The sequence below is a fragment of the Rhodococcus sp. 5G237 genome, assembly GCF_053764735.1.
Genome location: NZ_JBSNCD010000003.1, coordinates 147,889 through 163,348, shown reverse-complemented (window position 1 = coordinate 163,348; position 15,460 = coordinate 147,889). Strand labels below are relative to the sequence as shown.

15 protein-coding genes are annotated in these 15,460 nt (G+C 67.5%); 12 read left to right on the top strand and 3 right to left on the bottom strand.

The features are described 5' to 3' along the window. Positions 1-2 precede the first annotated feature (2 nt). Entirely contained in the window at positions 3-992 is a 990-nt protein-coding gene (gene mreB, locus ACWPOC_RS07520; RefSeq protein WP_088898761.1) for a rod shape-determining protein, read from the bottom strand. Positions 993-1,276: 284 nt separating this feature from the next. Here mreB and ACWPOC_RS07515 point away from each other — a divergent pair, with 284 nt between their 5' ends. Beyond that, complete coding sequence (locus ACWPOC_RS07515) at positions 1,277-2,080, top strand: NmrA family NAD(P)-binding protein (RefSeq protein WP_120282029.1); 804 nt, start codon at positions 1,277-1,279, stop codon at positions 2,078-2,080. Between the two features lie 3 nt (positions 2,081-2,083). On the opposite strand, the gene ACWPOC_RS07510 is transcribed toward ACWPOC_RS07515, so the two are convergent. After that, positions 2,084-2,650 (bottom strand): helix-turn-helix domain-containing protein, encoded by a 567-nt coding sequence (locus tag ACWPOC_RS07510; protein ID WP_455408306.1) that lies wholly within the window; start codon positions 2,648-2,650, stop codon positions 2,084-2,086. 82 nt (positions 2,651-2,732) lie between these two features. On the opposite strand from ACWPOC_RS07510, the gene ACWPOC_RS07505 reads away from it, so the two are divergent. Beyond that, on the top strand, positions 2,733-3,092 hold the full coding sequence (locus tag ACWPOC_RS07505) for a hypothetical protein (RefSeq protein WP_120282031.1): 360 nt from the start codon (positions 2,733-2,735) through the stop codon (positions 3,090-3,092). A 9-nt stretch (positions 3,093-3,101) separates the two neighbouring features. Here the strand turns inward: ACWPOC_RS07505 and ACWPOC_RS07500 are convergent, their stop codons facing one another. Then, positions 3,102-3,767, bottom strand: a complete 666-nt coding sequence (locus tag ACWPOC_RS07500) for a FadR/GntR family transcriptional regulator (protein ID WP_120282032.1) — start codon at positions 3,765-3,767, stop codon at positions 3,102-3,104. Between the two features lie 11 nt (positions 3,768-3,778). Between ACWPOC_RS07500 and ACWPOC_RS07495 the strand changes: the two genes are divergently transcribed. The 10 genes from ACWPOC_RS07495 to ACWPOC_RS07450 all read left to right on the top strand — a co-directional run bounded on the left by ACWPOC_RS07495 (position 3,779) and on the right by ACWPOC_RS07450 (position 15,445). Then, positions 3,779-4,999: an MFS transporter gene (locus ACWPOC_RS07495; RefSeq protein ID WP_120282033.1), complete on the top strand. Its 1,221-nt coding sequence runs from the start codon at positions 3,779-3,781 to the stop codon at positions 4,997-4,999. 214 nt (positions 5,000-5,213) lie between these two features. Next, positions 5,214-6,092 (top strand): sulfurtransferase, encoded by an 879-nt coding sequence (locus tag ACWPOC_RS07490; protein ID WP_120282034.1) that lies wholly within the window; start codon positions 5,214-5,216, stop codon positions 6,090-6,092. A gap of 121 nt (positions 6,093-6,213) precedes the next feature. Beyond that, positions 6,214-6,843, top strand: coding sequence for a nicotinamide riboside transporter PnuC (gene pnuC / locus ACWPOC_RS07485; RefSeq protein WP_455408305.1), 630 nt, complete (start codon positions 6,214-6,216; stop codon positions 6,841-6,843). Further along, positions 6,843-7,898: an AAA family ATPase gene (locus ACWPOC_RS07480; RefSeq protein ID WP_120282036.1), complete on the top strand. Its 1,056-nt coding sequence runs from the start codon at positions 6,843-6,845 to the stop codon at positions 7,896-7,898. Before pnuC ends, ACWPOC_RS07480 begins: the two co-directional genes overlap by 1 nt. A 115-nt stretch (positions 7,899-8,013) precedes the next feature. Further along, positions 8,014-10,536, top strand: coding sequence for a phosphoenolpyruvate synthase (locus ACWPOC_RS07475; RefSeq protein WP_455408304.1), 2,523 nt, complete (start codon positions 8,014-8,016; stop codon positions 10,534-10,536). Between the two features lie 58 nt (positions 10,537-10,594). After that, the gene (locus ACWPOC_RS07470) at positions 10,595-11,380 is read left to right on the top strand and encodes an AraC family transcriptional regulator (RefSeq protein ID WP_455408303.1); all 786 of its coding nucleotides are present in this window, start codon (positions 10,595-10,597) and stop codon (positions 11,378-11,380) included. 141 nt (positions 11,381-11,521) lie between these two features. Next, positions 11,522-12,559: an iron-siderophore ABC transporter substrate-binding protein gene (locus ACWPOC_RS07465; RefSeq protein ID WP_006552834.1), complete on the top strand. Its 1,038-nt coding sequence runs from the start codon at positions 11,522-11,524 to the stop codon at positions 12,557-12,559. Positions 12,560-12,579: 20 nt separating this feature from the next. Then, complete coding sequence (locus ACWPOC_RS07460) at positions 12,580-13,599, top strand: FecCD family ABC transporter permease (protein WP_455408471.1); 1,020 nt, start codon at positions 12,580-12,582, stop codon at positions 13,597-13,599. After that, positions 13,596-14,648 carry a FecCD family ABC transporter permease gene (locus ACWPOC_RS07455; RefSeq protein ID WP_455408302.1) on the top strand — a complete coding sequence of 351 codons (1,053 nt, stop codon included), beginning with the start codon at positions 13,596-13,598 and terminating at the stop codon, positions 14,646-14,648. Before ACWPOC_RS07460 ends, ACWPOC_RS07455 begins: the two co-directional genes overlap by 4 nt. Then, complete coding sequence (locus ACWPOC_RS07450; RefSeq protein ID WP_120282040.1) at positions 14,645-15,445, top strand: ABC transporter ATP-binding protein; 801 nt, start codon at positions 14,645-14,647, stop codon at positions 15,443-15,445. The genes ACWPOC_RS07455 and ACWPOC_RS07450 overlap by 4 nt, the downstream gene beginning before the upstream one ends. The last annotated feature ends 15 nt before the right edge of the window (positions 15,446-15,460 follow it).

Below are 15,460 nucleotides of genomic sequence, written 5' to 3'. Positions count from 1 at the left end.
GGTCAGGCGGCGTAGGCGGCGATCACGTCGGCGTGTTCGATGCACGAGGTCGCGCCCTCGGCGACGCAGGTGAGCGGCCGCTCGGCGGTCTTCACCGGCAGGCCGAAGGCCTCCTCGAGCAGTTGCGGCACGCCGCGCAGCATCGATCCTCCGCCGATCGCCAGGATGCCTTCGGACATCACGTCGCTGATCGCGCGCGGCGGCAGGTCGTCGAGGCAGCTCGACAGCGTCTGCACGATGCTCGTCGTGGTGGGCCGGACCGCATCCATGATCTCCTCGGTCTCGAGCGTCACCAGACGCGCGCGGCCGGTCGCGGCGTCGCGACCCTCGACCACGAGCGACCGTTCGTCGGCGGTCTCGGGCGCACCCACTTTGGCACGCTCGGCAGTGAGTTCACCGACGAGGATCTGGTGTTCCGCGCGCAGGTATCGGAGGATCGCGCTCGTCAGGTCGTCCCCGGCGATGCGGCAACTGCGGTGCGACAGGACACCGCCGTAGCAGAGAGCTGTGACTTCCGAAGTGCCACCGCCGATGTCGACGACGAGATGGGTTCTGGGTTCGAGCGGGTCGATGCCGCACCCGATGGCACCGGCGACCGGCTCGGGAATCAATCCGACCTTCCGCAGGCCGGCCTCGTGCCCCACCTCGAGCAGCGCCCGACGCTCGAGCGGCGTGGCCCCGGCGGGAGCTGCGATGACGCCCATCGGACGGATGCCGTAGCGGCGGCGCGGTGCGAGCTGGGCGAGCACGGCCGTGACGAATGTCCGTGCCGTTTCGAGATCGACGATCACCCCGTCGCGTATGGGGTGGACGGGAGTGATCCCACCGGGTGTGCGGTCGACGAGGTCGCTCGCCTCCTTGCCGATCGCGAGCGCGCGGCGCGGTTCCTTCGTCCGAACCATCATCAGCGACGGTTCGTTGAGGACTATGCCTTCGTCGGGAGTTCCGACGACGGTGTTGGCTGTTCCGAGATCGATACCGAATCCACGCACGTCGGCCTCCGAGAGAGTCCAGCAGGGTTGTTTCCGATGATGTGGTGCAGAGGCATTAGGGGAATGTGGTGCCCCAAAGTTACCGCTGTCGAATAACCTGCAGAGCGGTGTTTGCCGGAATGATATTTTCGTGGCCCGCACAGCGTTCGGTGGGCGACCGGGCCGTGACCTAGGTTCGGGGACGCGCGGCCGACCGCACTCGATGGTGCGATCGCTTCCGTTGCGTTGCAATGGAAGCGGGCAACTCGGCGTCTACGAATCGATTCCAGTCCTAGCCTGGAGAAATGACGATTCTCGTAACGGGGGCGACCGGAAACGTCGGCAGACTCGTCGTGGACGAACTGGTGCGGGCAGGCGCCTCGGGTGTTCGCGCACTGACAGTGGATCCCGCTCGGGCGGCACTACCCGAGGGTGTGGAGGTGGTGAAAGGGTATGTGGGCAGACCGCAATCCCTCGACGGCGTCTTCGACGGCATCGACACCGTCTATCTTGCTCCGGTTCCGGCCGTAGCGCGCGATGTTGCGGTACTCGCCCGGGATGCGGGTGCGCAACGGTTCGTCACCCTCACCGGAGGGCCCGGGACGGAGTGGCACGGTATCGAGGCCGACGTCGAAGCATCGGGTCTGCCGTGCACGCATCTCGAACCGGGGGAGTTCATGGCGAACGCGACCATCTTCGCCGGGCAGATCCGCACGACCGGCCGGGTCCTCGGCGCCTATCCCACGGCGGCGAACGCTCCGATCGCTCTCGAGGACATCGCCGCGGTCGCGGCCCGCGCACTGCTCGACGACTCGCATGCCGGCCGGACGTACGACCTGACCGGACCGGAGTCGCTGACCCACCCGCAGATCGTCCACGAGATCGGACGTGCCCTCGGCCGCGACGTGCCGTTCGTCGAAGTGCCACACGAGGAGGCCGAAGCGGTGCTCGCCGACGCGATGGGGGAGTACGCCGGTTGGTATCTCGACGGTCGCGCCGAACTCGTCGACAACCCGCAACTGCCGACGACGGCGGTCGCGGACGTGCTCGGCCGGCCCGCGACGACTTTCGCGCAGTGGGCCGACGCGCACGTCGACGAGTTCCGCTGAGGTCTACTCCTCTGAGCGCTTCTCCTCTTCGGAAGCAGCGCCGGGAGGAGCCGGTATCACCGCGGTCGTCAGGGTGATGCGCATCCGGTCGTCACCGGTATCCGTGCGATACGGGGCAAGGATGTCGGCGAACCTGCTCTGGATCTCCGCGAGATCGTCGGTGGTGACGTAGAGCGGGGTGGTACCGAAGCCCAGATAGTCCCGCAGGCTCCGATCGTCGTCCTCGATGAACTTGTCGAAGCTCTCGCCGAGCGCACCCAGGAAGGTGACGAAGGCATTGCGCAGTTCGGCGTCGCTCATCGCGGCGAGGTCGTCGTGGCCGACGTGTGCCATGCGGTCGCCGAGCGCGAGGGTGCGTTCGACGGTTCCGCGCACGCGACGTTCGTCGACGACGGTGACGATCTCGGCGTCGATCAATGCTGCGACGTGTCGGTAGAGCGTGGCCTGGGTGACGTCGGGAAGTGCCGACCGGAGGTCGCTCGTAGTCAGCTGCCGTCCTCCGAGTTGCTGCACGATCCGCAGTCGAACCGGGTGCAGCACGACTTCCGCGAGCGGGGACGTCTTCGCCATCGGTACCTACCCATCATTGTTATCACCGTGATAATGTTCTCAGTGCTGTAGCCAGTTTACCGTCGACGGAAGGTCCGACGTCATGGCCGAAACGACATACGACAACGCAACCCTCCACCTGTCCTTCTCTCGGTGGGAAGCCTTTCTGGTCTGCCGCGCCGCGATGGAGATGCCGATCTCGGCGATCACCCGCGTGGAGGTCCTCCCGGGATGGACGTCCGAGATCCTCGGCATCAGATCGGGCATGGTGATCTCCGGCCTCTTGAAAGTGGGCACCTTCCGGCACCCGCGCGGCATCAAGCGCCTGGTCGCCATGAAGCGAGGTCATCCGGTGCTGCGCGTCGCGCTGGGTGGCCCCGGCGTCGAGTTCGACGAACTTCTCCTGAGTTCTCCTGAGGCGTACACCCTCGCGGACGCCCTGCGCTCGGCCGGGGTCCGATGAGCGGCGGCCTCAGTCGGTGAGTTCCGCGAACAGTGCCCGCGCCGCCTCCACGGTCGCGTTCTCGTCGCCGGCGATGACGGCGGTGACCAGGGTGGTGTGTTCGGGTTCGAAACCGAGACCGGTGACGCGGACGTGCCGGTCGATGGTCCGCCGGATCGACGGGAGCAGCGAGTCGTAGAACTCGAGGTACACCGCGTTGTGGCTGGCCTCGACGATGCCGCGGTGGAGGGCGACGTCGGCGGCCACCGCGGCGTCGGTGTCGGATCCGGCGAACAACCGGTTGCGTTCGGCGAGTAACTGCTCGAGCCGGGCCACGTCGTCGGGGGTGCGTCGGCGCGCGGCCAGGACGGCGGCGGTGACGTCGAGTGCCTGCCGCAGTTCGAGGACGTCGCGTTCGTGGGCGGTGGCGAAGTACTTGCCGAGGGTGCCGGTGACGTCGGAGGTCGCGATGACATAGGTGCCCGAGCCCTGCCGGCGTTCGAGCATGCCGGTATGGACAAGTGCCTGCACGGCCTCGCGGACGGTGTTGCGTCCGGTGCCGGTGAACTCGCACAGCTGCGGTTCGGTGGGGATCTTCTCGCCCACCTTCCAGCGTCCGCTGCAGATCTCACTGCGCAACTGCTCGGTGACCTGCTCGATCAGGTTCGTCCGCTGAACAGGTTTTCCCAAAGTCATCCCATCATCCTATGATTTCCGGTGTGAGTCTTCTGCGTGGTCGGCTGTTGGTGTTCTGTGCGATCGCGATGTCGGCCCTCGTGCTGAGACTCGCGGTCACTTCGTTCAGCCCGCTCGCCGCGCAGATCAGTGAGGAGATCGGCTTCTCGTCCACGGTCGTCGGCGTGTTCGGCATGATCCCGACCGCGATGTTCGCGGCTTTCGGCCTCGCCACCCCGGCGCTCGGCCGACGATGGGGGCTCGAACGCACCGCGCTGATCGCAATGCTTATGGCCGGTGTGGGCATGGCGACCCGCGCGCTCATGACCGACACCTGGTCGCTGCTGCTCCTGTCGGGGCTCGCGCTCGGTGGGATGGGCATCGGCAACGTCGTCATCCCTCCTCTGGTCAAGCGCTACTTCTCCGACACGCTGGCACTCGTCAGCTCGGTATACATCGTCGGCGTGCAGCTGAGCACCATCGTGCCCGCCTTCGTCGCGGTTCCCCTCGCCGACGCCTTCGGCTGGCGCGTCTCGCTCGGAGTGTGGGCACTCGTCGGATTCGCCGCGGCCGTTCCGTGGGTGTGGGTGCTGCTGCGTCATCGGAACGCCGATGCCGGGGAGGTGGCTCCCGTCGACCGGAACGTCGACGGCAGGGTGTGGCGGTCGCCGGTGGGCTGGGGAATGGCCGGCATGTTCGGCATGACGTCCCTCGTCACCTACTCGATGTTCACGTGGATCCCGGACATCCTCGCCGACGCCGGTGCCAGCCCCGCCTTCGGCGGTGCGATGGTGGGCTTGTTCGCCCTGCTCGGCCTGGTCTCCGCGTTCGGCGCTCCGTCACTGTGCGCGCGGATGACGAATCCGTTCCCGGTGGTCGTGGCGTGTGCGTCGTGCTTCCTCATCGCGTTCGCCGGTCTGTGGATCGCGCCGATGAGTGCCCCGATCCTGTGGATCGTGCTGCTCGGACTCGGGCCGAGCACGTTCCCGATGGCCCTGACTCTCATCAACCTGCGCTCCCGCAGCCACGCCGGATCCGCGGCCCTGTCGGGCTTCACGCAAGGCGTCGGCTACACCGTCGCGTGCCTGGGCCCGCTGCTGTTCGGTGTCTTCCACGACCTCACCTCGGGCTGGACGGCCTCGTTCGCCTTCATGACGGTCGCCGTCGCGGTACTGGTGACCGGCGCCTATCAGGCCTGCAAGCCGCGGGTGGTCGAGGACAGCTGGAACGCCCGCCCGATCTCGGTGGGTTAGACCCCGCCCAGCGGGGCTCTTCGGTACCGCGTGTGTGACGATCTTCGCCGCGTGGATCGCCTCGGAGACCCGGGGCAAGAACCTCGCCGCTGCCTGGACCGAACAGATCTGACGTCGATTTCGGTGGGTTCGACCCCGCTCAGCGGGGACGAACCCACCCAAGTCGTATGGCTGCTCTACTGGAGGGAGACACCGAGAGCAGAGGAGGACCTCGATGAACGACACGAAGCCGAACACCGTCTCCGCGGAGTGGTTGTACGAGCAGTTGGGGGACGAGGACCTCGTCATCGTCGACGCGACCGTGCACCTGAGCATGCCGCCGGACGGGTCCGTGCACATCGAACCCGGGTTGGCGACCTACCTGGAGGAACACATTCCCGGCGCGGTCTACGCCGACCTGTTCACCGACTTCTCCGATCATGAAGCGCCGCAACCGTTCACCGCCGCATCGTCGGACCGGTTCGCCACCGCCGCCGGTGCGGTCGGCATCGGTGAAGGACGTCGGGTGGTGCTGTACGACCAGAAGAACGGCATCTGGGCCGCGCGACTGTGGTGGCAGCTGCGGCTCGAAGGTTTCGACGACGCCGCCGTGCTCGACGGCGGACTGCCCGCCTGGAAGGCCGCCGGATATCCGGTCTCGGACGAGCAAGTGGTCCCGCACGGCGCGACCTTCACCCCTCGGCATCGGCCCGAGCTCGTGCGGTCGACGGAGGAGATCGCGGCGTCGCTCGACGACCCGAACACGCTGATCATCAACGCCCTGGATCCCGCGACCTACCGCGGTGAGAGCCCGTCCTACCCGCGACGCGGCCACATCCCCGGCAGCATCAACATCCCCTTCGGCGACCTCGTCGACCCGTCGACCGGACGCTTGAAGCCGGCGGCGGAACTACGCGAGATCTTCGACAGGGCAGGTGCTCTCAACCCGGACGTCAAGCCGGTGACCTACTGCGGCGGGGGTATCGCTGCCTCCGGCCTCGCGCACGCGCTCGCCGCTGCGGGTCGGTCGGATGTCGCGGTCTACGACGGTTCGCTCAATGCGTGGACCGCCGACGAGTCCCTGCCGCTCGTGGAGGGCCCCGACCCCCGCTGATTCTCCGAAACTTCGGTGTTCTCGACGTCGCACAGCGCTGTCGAGAACACCGAAGTTGATTTCACCGTTGCATCAGTTAGAGCAAACATGATCTAATCGCTGCCACAAGCGAAAGGCGGCGATGATGATCGCATTTCTGAACTCGACGGCGTTCACCGCACTCGGTACGCCCACCACCTGGGCCGAGGTGATCGGCTTCGTCAGCGGCGCGTGGTGCGTGTACCTGGTGGGACGGCAGTCGATCCTCAACTGGCCGATCGGGATCGCCAACAACCTCGTGTGGATCCTGCTCTTCGCGACCGCCGGTCTCTACGCCGACTCCGGACTGCAGGTCGTGTACATCGCGCTCGCCGTGTGGGGGTGGAGCAACTGGGCGCGGGGCAGGAACGGGGAGGCCCTGCCGGTGACGGGCACGAGCACGACCGAATGGAGCGTGCTCGCGGTCGTCGGTGTCGCTGCGGTGATCGGGCTGGCGGCACTGCTGGAGGTCGCGACGAACTCGACCGTTGCGTTCTGGGACGCGACCACCACCGTGTTGTCATTGCTGGCGACGTGGGGGCAGGCGAAGAAGCGGTGGGAGTCGTGGCTGCTGTGGCTCGCCGCCGACCTGATCTACATCCCGCTCTACCTGCACAAGGGGCTGACGCTCACGGCGCTGTTGTACGCGGGCTTCCTGCTGCTGTGCATTCGGGGCCTGCTCGCCTGGCGACGTTCCATGGCGGCCGAGCGGGAACTCGTGGAGGTGCGCTGATGTATCGGCACGCACTCGTCATCGGAAAATTCTACCCACCTCACGTCGGTCATCATCACCTCGTCCGGCGCGCTGCGGAGGTCGCCGAACGCGTCACCGTCGTCGTGATGTCCTCTGCGGCCGAGACGATTCCGCTGGGTGACCGCGTGTCGTGGATGCGGGAATCGCACGCCGCCGACACCACGGTCACCGTGACGGGAATTGCGTGCGACGCACCGATGGACCTGGAATCGGACACCGTATGGACCGCGCAGGTCGCCTGTATGAAAGCAGCTGCGCGCACCGTCACCGATGTTCCGGTCGATGCGGTGGTCTCCAGCGAGAAGTACGGTGACGAACTCGCTCGACGCTTCTCGGCCACGCACGTGTGCGTCGACCCGCTGCGTGTCGCGCATCCTGCCTCCGGCACGGCCTGCCGCAATGATCTCGCGGGACGCTGGGACGATCTCGACGCACCCGCCCGGGCCGGCCTCGCGACCCGCATCGTCGTTCTCGGCGCCGAATCCACGGGTACCACCACCGTGAGTCGAGAGCTCGTGTGCCGATTCCGGGCTCGCGGTGGTGTGTGGGAACGAACCGGCTGGGTGCCGGAATACGGCCGACAGGTCACCTACGACAAGCTCGGCACCGGAATCGTCGACGACATCGTGTGGACCGGCGACGATTTCGAGAACATCGCCGTCGAACAGACGCGACTCGAGGAACAGGCAGCACGGGAAGGGTCTCCGCTGCTCGTCTGCGACACCGATGCCTTCGCGACCACCGTGTGGGAGCGACGCTATCTCGGCAGCAGTGAACGGGCGTGGCGCGGTGTCCGCGACCGGCAAGCGCTGTATCTGCTCACCGATCATGACGGTGTTCCGTTCGTGCAGGACGGCATCCGGGACGGCGAACACCTCCGCGCGCAGATGACGGAGTGGTTCGTCGACGCGCTCACTGCCACGAGGCGCTCGTGGGTGTTGCTCACCGGCAGTCTCGAGGAACGGGTGGACCTGGCGGAACGGGTGGCGGACGAGGCGTTGCGGTTGGGCTCGCAGTTCGGCGCGCCGCTGTAGAGGTGGATTTCGTCTTCCCCTTCTCACGTTATACCGGATCCTCGGTCCTCATGAGGATCGAAAATTGGGTTCATACTCGCCCACGCAGCATTGAAGTCGCAGGTGGGGAGCTGGAATGGGTTACGTACAGAATTTTCGGGAGATCGACCGCACGGCGGTGTCGATCGTGGGTGGCAAGGGGGCGAGTCTGGGGGAGTTGTGGCGTATCGGCGACGTCGACGTGCCGGACGGGTTCTGTGTGACGACGGACGCCTATCGAATGGTGCTCTCCGAGCTACCGCGCGTCGACGACCTGCTCGAGCGACTCGCGAAGGCCGAAACCGACGACATCGCAGCGCTGAGCGCGCAGATCCGTACGGAGATCGAGGAGTGCATGATCCCCGGCGACATCGCGGAGGCGATCGCCGTGCGGGTCCGCGAACTCGGGGAGGGCGTGCCCGTCGCGGTGCGCTCGAGCGCGACCGCCGAGGATCTGCCGACGGCGTCGTTCGCGGGGCAACAGGACAGCTACCTGGACATCCGGGGCGTCGAGGACGTTCTCCGGCACGTGAGCAGGTGCTGGGCCTCGTTGTTCACCGAGCGCGCCGTCGCCTATCGGGTGAACAACGGCTTCGACCACCGGAAGGTGCACATGGCGGTGGTCGTGCAGCGGATGGTGTTCCCGCAGGTCTCGGGTGTTCTGTTCACCGCCGATCCCGTCACCTCGGACCGGACGGTGTCCCGGGTGGATGCGGTCGCCGGGTTGGGTGACGACCTGGTGTCGGGTCTGGTGAACGCCGACGCGTACGCGGTGCGTGCCGGCGAGGTCGTGGACCGGACGCAGCGCCAGGAGGTACCGGTGCTGACCGACACGCACCTCGTCGAACTCGTGCAGCTGGGCAGACGCATCGAAGCGCACTTCGGGCGTCCCCAGGACATCGAATGGTGCTTGGCCGACGACGTCTTCCACATCGTGCAGAGCCGCCCGATCACCACGCTGTTTCCCGTTCCGGAGACCGGCGACGATGACAACCACGTGTACCTGTCCGTCGGTCACCAGCAGATGATGACCGATCCGCTGAAGCCACTGGGAATCTCCGTGTGGCAGTTGACCAGCCGTGCGCCCATGCGGCACGCGGGTGGACGGCTGTTCGTCGACGTCACGCCCATGCTGGCCTCACCCACCCAGGGGCCGGGCATCGTCGGGATGATCGGCAGCTCCGACCCGCTCTTCGGCGGCGCGCTGCGAACCGTGCTCGATCGAGGATTCGTCCCGACGCGCCCGGACGACCCTGCCGCCGCGCGGGTCGGTCTGCCACCTGCCCCGGACGAGATCGACCCGGCCGTCGTGCCCGAACTCGTCGCCCGCAACGAGGCCGCGATCGCCGAATCGGCACGTCGCATCGAGAACGAAACCGGTTCGGCGCTACTCGATGTCATCCGCGCCGACATCCGCGAGCTGCAGGATTCGTTGTTCGGTAAAGAGGTCGGAGAGGTGCTCGCTGCCGGTATGCAGGCGGCCGAGCGGCTCAACGAGTCGGGGCAGGAATGGTTGGGGGAGAAGAACGTTGCGGACGTCGTCTCCCGCTCGGTGCCCTACAACGTCACGTCGGAGATGGGGTTGGCGTTGCTCGACGTCGCCGATGCCGCGCGCCCGTACCCGGACGTCGTGGCGTTCCTGCGGCAGGTCGACGAGGAGGGCTTCGACGACGCACGCTTCCTCGACGCACTCGGCGCGCGTGAGGGCGGACCGCAGGTACGAGCGGCATTCGATGACTTCCTCGGCAAGTACGGCAGACGGTGTGTCGGGGAAATCGACATCACCCGGCCCAGGTGGGGCGAGCGCCCCACGATGCTGGTGCCGATGATCGTGAGCAATCTCGACAACTTCGAACCCGGTGCCGCGACACAGCGTTTCGACGAGGGCCGCCGGCAAGCGGAGGAGAAGAAGCGCGAACTCCTCGAACGCGTCCGGGGTCTGCCCGACGGGGAGCAGAAGGCGCGGGAGATAGAGAGGCTCGTCGACCGGGTCCGCGCTTTCGCGGGATATCGCGAGTATCCGAAATACGGCATGATCGGCCGCTACTTCGTCTACAAGCAGGCGCTGCTGCGTGAGGCGGAGCGTCTCGTCCGAGCCGGGGTGATCGACGAGAAGGAGGACATCTTCTTCCTGGGGTTCGACGAACTCGAGGACGTGGTGCGCGCACCACGACCGGTCGGCGACCTCGTCGCCGAGCGGAAGCGGGAGTTCGCCTCGTTCGCCCCTCTCACACCCCCTCGGGTATTGCTGTCGACAGGCGAGACACTCACCGGTGCGTACAGCCGTGACGGCCTGCCCGACGGTGCCCTGCCCGGTATCGCGGTGTCCACCGGTGTCGTGGAGGGCCGCGCCCGCGTGGTCACCGACATGGACCGGGCCGATCTCGAACCCGGCGACATCCTGGTCACCGCGTTCACCGACCCCAGCTGGACCCCGGCGTTCGTCACCGTCAGCGCGTTGGTGACGGAGGTCGGTGGTGTGATGACCCACGGCGCGGTCATCGCGCGCGAGTACGGGTTGCCGGCCGTCGTGGGTGTCGAGGGCGCGACCCGCATCATCCGCGACGGGCAGCGTATCCGCGTACACGGCACGGAAGGGTACGTCGAGATCCTGACCTGAGCCGCGGCGGCGGGACATGTGAGGATTGTCGTCGTCGCGGAGCGGAGGAGGGCGTCGGGTGAAGAGCGTCGAGGCGGTCGAGAGCAGGACGTTGCCGGTCTACGAGGCCGGCGAGATCGACGTGCCCTTCGTCATCGCGGGCATGGACGAGCTCGTCTCCCGCGACACCCGCTTCGAGGCGCATTCGCATCCGACGCACGAACTGCTGTGGAACGACCGAGGTGCCTCCACCGCGACCATCGGTTCGCGCACATGGACCATCACCCCGACCATGGGCCTGTGGATTCCGGCGGGCCTGCTGCACTGGGGTGTCCTGCCCGCCGGAACCTGGTACCGCACCGCGCATTTCGGGATCGACTCGGCCCCGTCGTTGTCCGACGGACCGGTGGCGGTGGAGATGACATCCCTGCTGCGACTGCTGCTCGACCGGCTGACGGACGATCGCCTCGGCGACGACTCGCGCTCGCTGACCGAACGCATGGTGATCGACGTGCTGGCACCGGCCGAGAACGAACTGATGGTGCAGGTGCCCTCGTCGCCGGTCGTGCGGCCGATCGTCGAGGCGATCGCCGAGGACCCGAGCGATCCGCGGACGCTCTCGGACTGGGCGGCCGAACTGGGTGTGAGCACCCGCACCATCACTCGCACCTTCCGGTCGGAGACCGGCCTGAGTCTCGGGCGCTGGGTCGCGGCGGTGCGTGCCCAGAGAGCGGTGATGTTGCTCGGTCACGGCACCGACGTCGACGACGTCGCCGAGCAGGTGGGCTACCGGTCGGCGAGTGCGTTCGGTGCGGCCTTCCGCCGGGTCACCGGCACGACGCCCGGGGTGTTCCGCGTCGGCTGATGTCCCGATCGCTACAGGAGATGTCCCGATCGAGCGATTGCGTCGGACGGGGATCGACATTAAGTTTAGGCAAACCTCGCCTAACTGCTCGCGGCAGATAGGGCCGAGTCCCCATCCCGTACGAGAGTGAGTTCTGCCTCCATGCGTTCGAAGCGCTTTCTGACGATCGCCGCCGCATCCGTCGCGGTCGCCTTCGGTCTCACCGCCTGTGGATCCTCCGACTCCTCGGACACCGCCGAGTCCGGCTCCGCCGGTTCGGGCGAGTACCCGATCACCATCGAGCACGCGCTCGGCACCGTCACCCTCGACGAGAAACCCGAACGCGTCGCCACCGTCAACTGGGCCAACCACGAGGTGCCGCTCGCGCTCGGCGTCGTGCCGGTGGGAATGGCAGCCGCCAACTTCGGTGACGACGACGGCAACGGCATGCTGCCGTGGGTCGAGGAACGTCTCGAGGAACTCGGCGCCGAGACCCCCGTGCTGTTCGACGAAACCGACGGCATCGACTTCGAGGCTGTGTCCGATACGAACCCCGACGTCATCCTCGCCGCCTACTCCGGTCTGACGCAGGAGGACTACGAGACCCTCAGCGAGATCGCTCCCGTCGTCGCGTACCCCGAAGCTCCTTGGGCCACCTCGTGGCGCGACATGATCGAGCTCAACAGCGCCGGGCTGGGTATGGCCGAGGAGGGCAAGGAGCTCGTCGCGAGCCTCGAGCAGGAGATCTCCGACGCGGCCGCCGCCCACCCCGAACTCGAGGGTAAGGCGACGATGTTCCTCACCCACGTCGACACCGCCGACCTGAGCCAGGTCAGCTTCTACACCGCCAACGACACCCGCGCCGCCTTCTTCGAGGACCTGGGACTGGCCACCCCGAAGAGCGTCGCGGACGCCTCCACCGACGACGCCTTCTCCAAGAAGGTCAGCGCCGAGCAGGTCGACGTCTTCGACGACGTGCAGATCATCGTCACCTACGGCGACCAGGAACTCGTCGACGCGCTCGAAGCCGACCCGCTGCTGTCGCAGATGCCCGCCGTCCGCAACGGCTCGATCGTCTTCCTCGACGGCTCCGGCCCGCTCGGTACCGCAGCGAACCCGACGCCGCTGGCCATCTCCTGGGTCCTCTCCGACTACGTCCAGCTGCTCTCCGACGCAGCTGCCAAGACGAACGCGGAGTGACCGCACTACACGACGAGTCGATGCCGAGCGCCCCCGAGAAGGGGCGCTCGGCCATCGGCAATTCCGTCTGGCTTCTCGTTCTGCTCGGTGTGCTCGTCCTGCTGGTGATCGCATCGATCACGATCGGTTCGCGCAACGTCGACTGGGCCGACATCGTCGCGGCCCTCGGCGGCGCCACCGACAACATCGGTCAGGGCGCGATCGCCAAGCGCATCCCGCGCACGGTGCTCGCGCTGCTGGTCGGCGCGGCGCTCGGTCTCGCCGGTGCCGTGATGCAGGGGGTGACCCGTAATCCCTTGGCGGACCCGGGCATTCTCGGCGTCAATATGGGCGCCTCGCTCGCCGTCGTGATCGGCATGGCGTGGTTCGGACTGTGGACGCAGACCTCGATCATCTGGATCGCGATCATCGGTGCCGCCGCTGCTGCGGTGTTCGTCTACACGATCGGGTCGCTCGGGCGTGGGGGAGCGACACCCCTCAAACTCGCCCTCGCCGGTGCCGCCACTTCGGCGGCGCTCGCGTCGTTCGTCACCGCCGTGATCCTGCCGCGCGGCGACATCGCCGGCAGCGTGCGGTCGTGGCAGATCGGCGGCGTGGGCGGCGCGAACTACGACGCCATCTCCCAGGCGCTGCCGTTCTTCGTCGTCGGTTTCGTCATCTGCTTGCTGTCGGCGCGCAGCCTCAATTCGCTCGCGCTCGGTGACGAAATGGCTGCCGGGCTCGGAGAGCGCGTCGCTCTCGCCCGCGGCATCTCGTCGCTCGGTGCGGTGCTGTTGTGCGGGGCGGCGACCGCCATCGCCGGTCCCATCGCGTTCGTCGGCCTCGTCGTGCCGCACCTGTGCCGGTTGCTCATCGGCATCGACAACCGGTGGCTGCTGCCCTTCTCCGCTCTCGTGGGAGCAGGACTGCTGACCGCCGCCGACGTCGTGGGCCGCATCGTGGCGCGACCCGCCGAGATCGACGTCGGCATCATCACCGCGCTCATCGGGGCGCCCTTCTTCGTGTACATCGTCCGACGGCAGAAATTGCGCGAACTGTGACCGCCACACTCGAGACCATCGACACCGGCATCGACGACCTCGCCGCGAGCCGGATACGACGGGGACGCCGACGCCGTCTCGTCATCGCCGTGCTCGCGACCCTCGTGGTCGCGGCCTTCGTGGCGAGCCTGATGTTCGGCCGGACCTTCTACCCGCCCGAGGACGTGCTGCGCGTCGTCCTCGGACAGGACGTGGCCGGCGCGAACTTCGCGGTGGGCCGCCTCCGGCTTCCTCGCGCGGTCCTCGCGGTGGTCGCCGGCGTCTGCTTCGGCCTCGGTGGCATCACCTTCCAGACGATGCTGCGCAACCCGCTCGCAAGCCCCGACATCATCGGCATCAGCTCCGGCGCGAGTGCCGCGGCGGCCTTCGCCATCATCGTGCTCGGGCTCGGTGGCACCGGGGTGTCGGTCTTCGCGATCGTCGCCGGTCTCGCCGTGGCTCTCCTGATCTACGGACTGTCCTACCGTGGTGGGGTGGCGGGCACGCGCCTGATCCTCATCGGTATCGGTATCGCCGCCATGCTCGACAGCGTCACGTCCTACCTCTTGAGCACCGCAGCGACGTGGGACCTGCAGGAGACGATGCGTTGGCTCACCGGCAGCCTCAACGGTGCGACGTGGGGTGCGACGGTGCCTGTGATCGTCGCGCTGGTGGTGCTGGGTCCCGTGCTGCTCGTGCAGACGCGCAACCTGTCGATGGTCCAGCTCGGCGACGACGCGGCGCAGGCACTCGGCGTGCGGGTCGAACGCACACGGGTGTTCGCGATCGTCTCCGCGGTCGGGCTCATCGCGTTCGCCACCGCCGCGGCCGGACCCATCGCGTTCGTCGCCTTCCTGTCCGGCCCGATCGCCGCGCGGATCGTGGGGCGGGGCACGTCGCTGTTCGTCCCGGCGGCACTCGTCGGGGCACTGCTCGTGCTGGTCGCGGATTTCGTCGGCCAGTACGCCTTCGGCACGCGCTACCCGGTGGGGGTGGTGACGGGTGCGCTCGGCGCGCCCTATCTCGTCTACCTCATCATTCGCTCCAACCGCGCGGGAGGCTCGCTGTGACCGCAACGCACACCCTGATCGCCGAGAATCTCGAACTCGGCTACGGCAATCGCACCGTCGTCGAGAACCTCGACCTGCAGGTGCCGCCGGGTCGGATCACGTGCATCGTCGGCGCCAACGCGTGCGGGAAATCGACGCTGCTGCGGTCGATGTCGCGGTTGCTGTCGCCGCGCGGCGGGCACGTCCTGCTCGACGGCAAGGACGTCCACCGCCTGCCCGCCAAGAAGCTCGCCCGCACCCTCGGGCTGCTGCCGCAGTCGCCGATCGCACCCGAGGGCATCGTCGTCGCCGACCTCGTGGGCCGTGGCCGGCATCCTCATCAACGGGTGCTCTCGCGCTGGAGCCGCGAGGACGACGCGGCGGTCGCCGATGCGCTCGCCGCCACCCACACCACCGAACTCGCCGAGCGTTCCGTGGACGAACTGTCGGGCGGTCAGCGGCAGCGCGTGTGGATCGCGATGGTGCTGGCGCAACAGACCGACCTTCTGTTGCTCGACGAACCCACCACCTTCCTCGACGTCAGCCATCAGGTGGAGGTCCTCGACCTGCTCACCGACCTCAACCGCGATCGCGGCACGACGATCGTGATGGTCCTGCACGACCTCAACCTCGCCGCGCGGTACGCCGACCACCTCGTCGCGATGGCCGACGGCAGCATCTATGCCTCGGGGGACCCCTCGGACGTGCTCACCGGGGAGACGGTGAAGGCGGTCTTCGGTCTGGACAGTCGCGTGATCTCCGATCCCGTCTCCGGCAAGCCGCTCGTCCTGCCCGTGGGTCGGCACCACATCATGTGACCGTCCATCCGCTAC

What these genes read in the sequence shown, in the direction of transcription:
- ACWPOC_RS07505 (WP_120282031.1), top strand. Translation starts at nt 2,733, where the DNA reads ATGGCCGAAACGACATACGACAACGCAACCCTCCACCTGTCCTTCTCT.
- ACWPOC_RS07465 (WP_006552834.1), top strand. Translation starts at nt 11,522, where the DNA reads ATGCGTTCGAAGCGCTTTCTGACGATCGCCGCCGCATCCGTCGCGGTC.
- pnuC (WP_455408305.1), top strand. Translation starts at nt 6,214, where the DNA reads ATGATGATCGCATTTCTGAACTCGACGGCGTTCACCGCACTCGGTACG.
- ACWPOC_RS07495 (WP_120282033.1), top strand. Translation starts at nt 3,779, where the DNA reads ATGATTTCCGGTGTGAGTCTTCTGCGTGGTCGGCTGTTGGTGTTCTGT.
- ACWPOC_RS07475 (WP_455408304.1), top strand. Translation starts at nt 8,014, where the DNA reads ATGGGTTACGTACAGAATTTTCGGGAGATCGACCGCACGGCGGTGTCG.
- ACWPOC_RS07500 (WP_120282032.1), bottom strand. Translation starts at nt 3,767, where the DNA reads ATGACTTTGGGAAAACCTGTTCAGCGGACGAACCTGATCGAGCAGGTC.
- ACWPOC_RS07480 (WP_120282036.1), top strand. Translation starts at nt 6,843, where the DNA reads ATGTATCGGCACGCACTCGTCATCGGAAAATTCTACCCACCTCACGTC.
- ACWPOC_RS07515 (WP_120282029.1), top strand. Translation starts at nt 1,277, where the DNA reads ATGACGATTCTCGTAACGGGGGCGACCGGAAACGTCGGCAGACTCGTC.
- ACWPOC_RS07510 (WP_455408306.1), bottom strand. Translation starts at nt 2,650, where the DNA reads ATGGCGAAGACGTCCCCGCTCGCGGAAGTCGTGCTGCACCCGGTTCGA.
- ACWPOC_RS07490 (WP_120282034.1), top strand. Translation starts at nt 5,214, where the DNA reads ATGAACGACACGAAGCCGAACACCGTCTCCGCGGAGTGGTTGTACGAG.
- ACWPOC_RS07460 (WP_455408471.1), top strand. Translation starts at nt 12,580, where the DNA reads ATGCCGAGCGCCCCCGAGAAGGGGCGCTCGGCCATCGGCAATTCCGTC.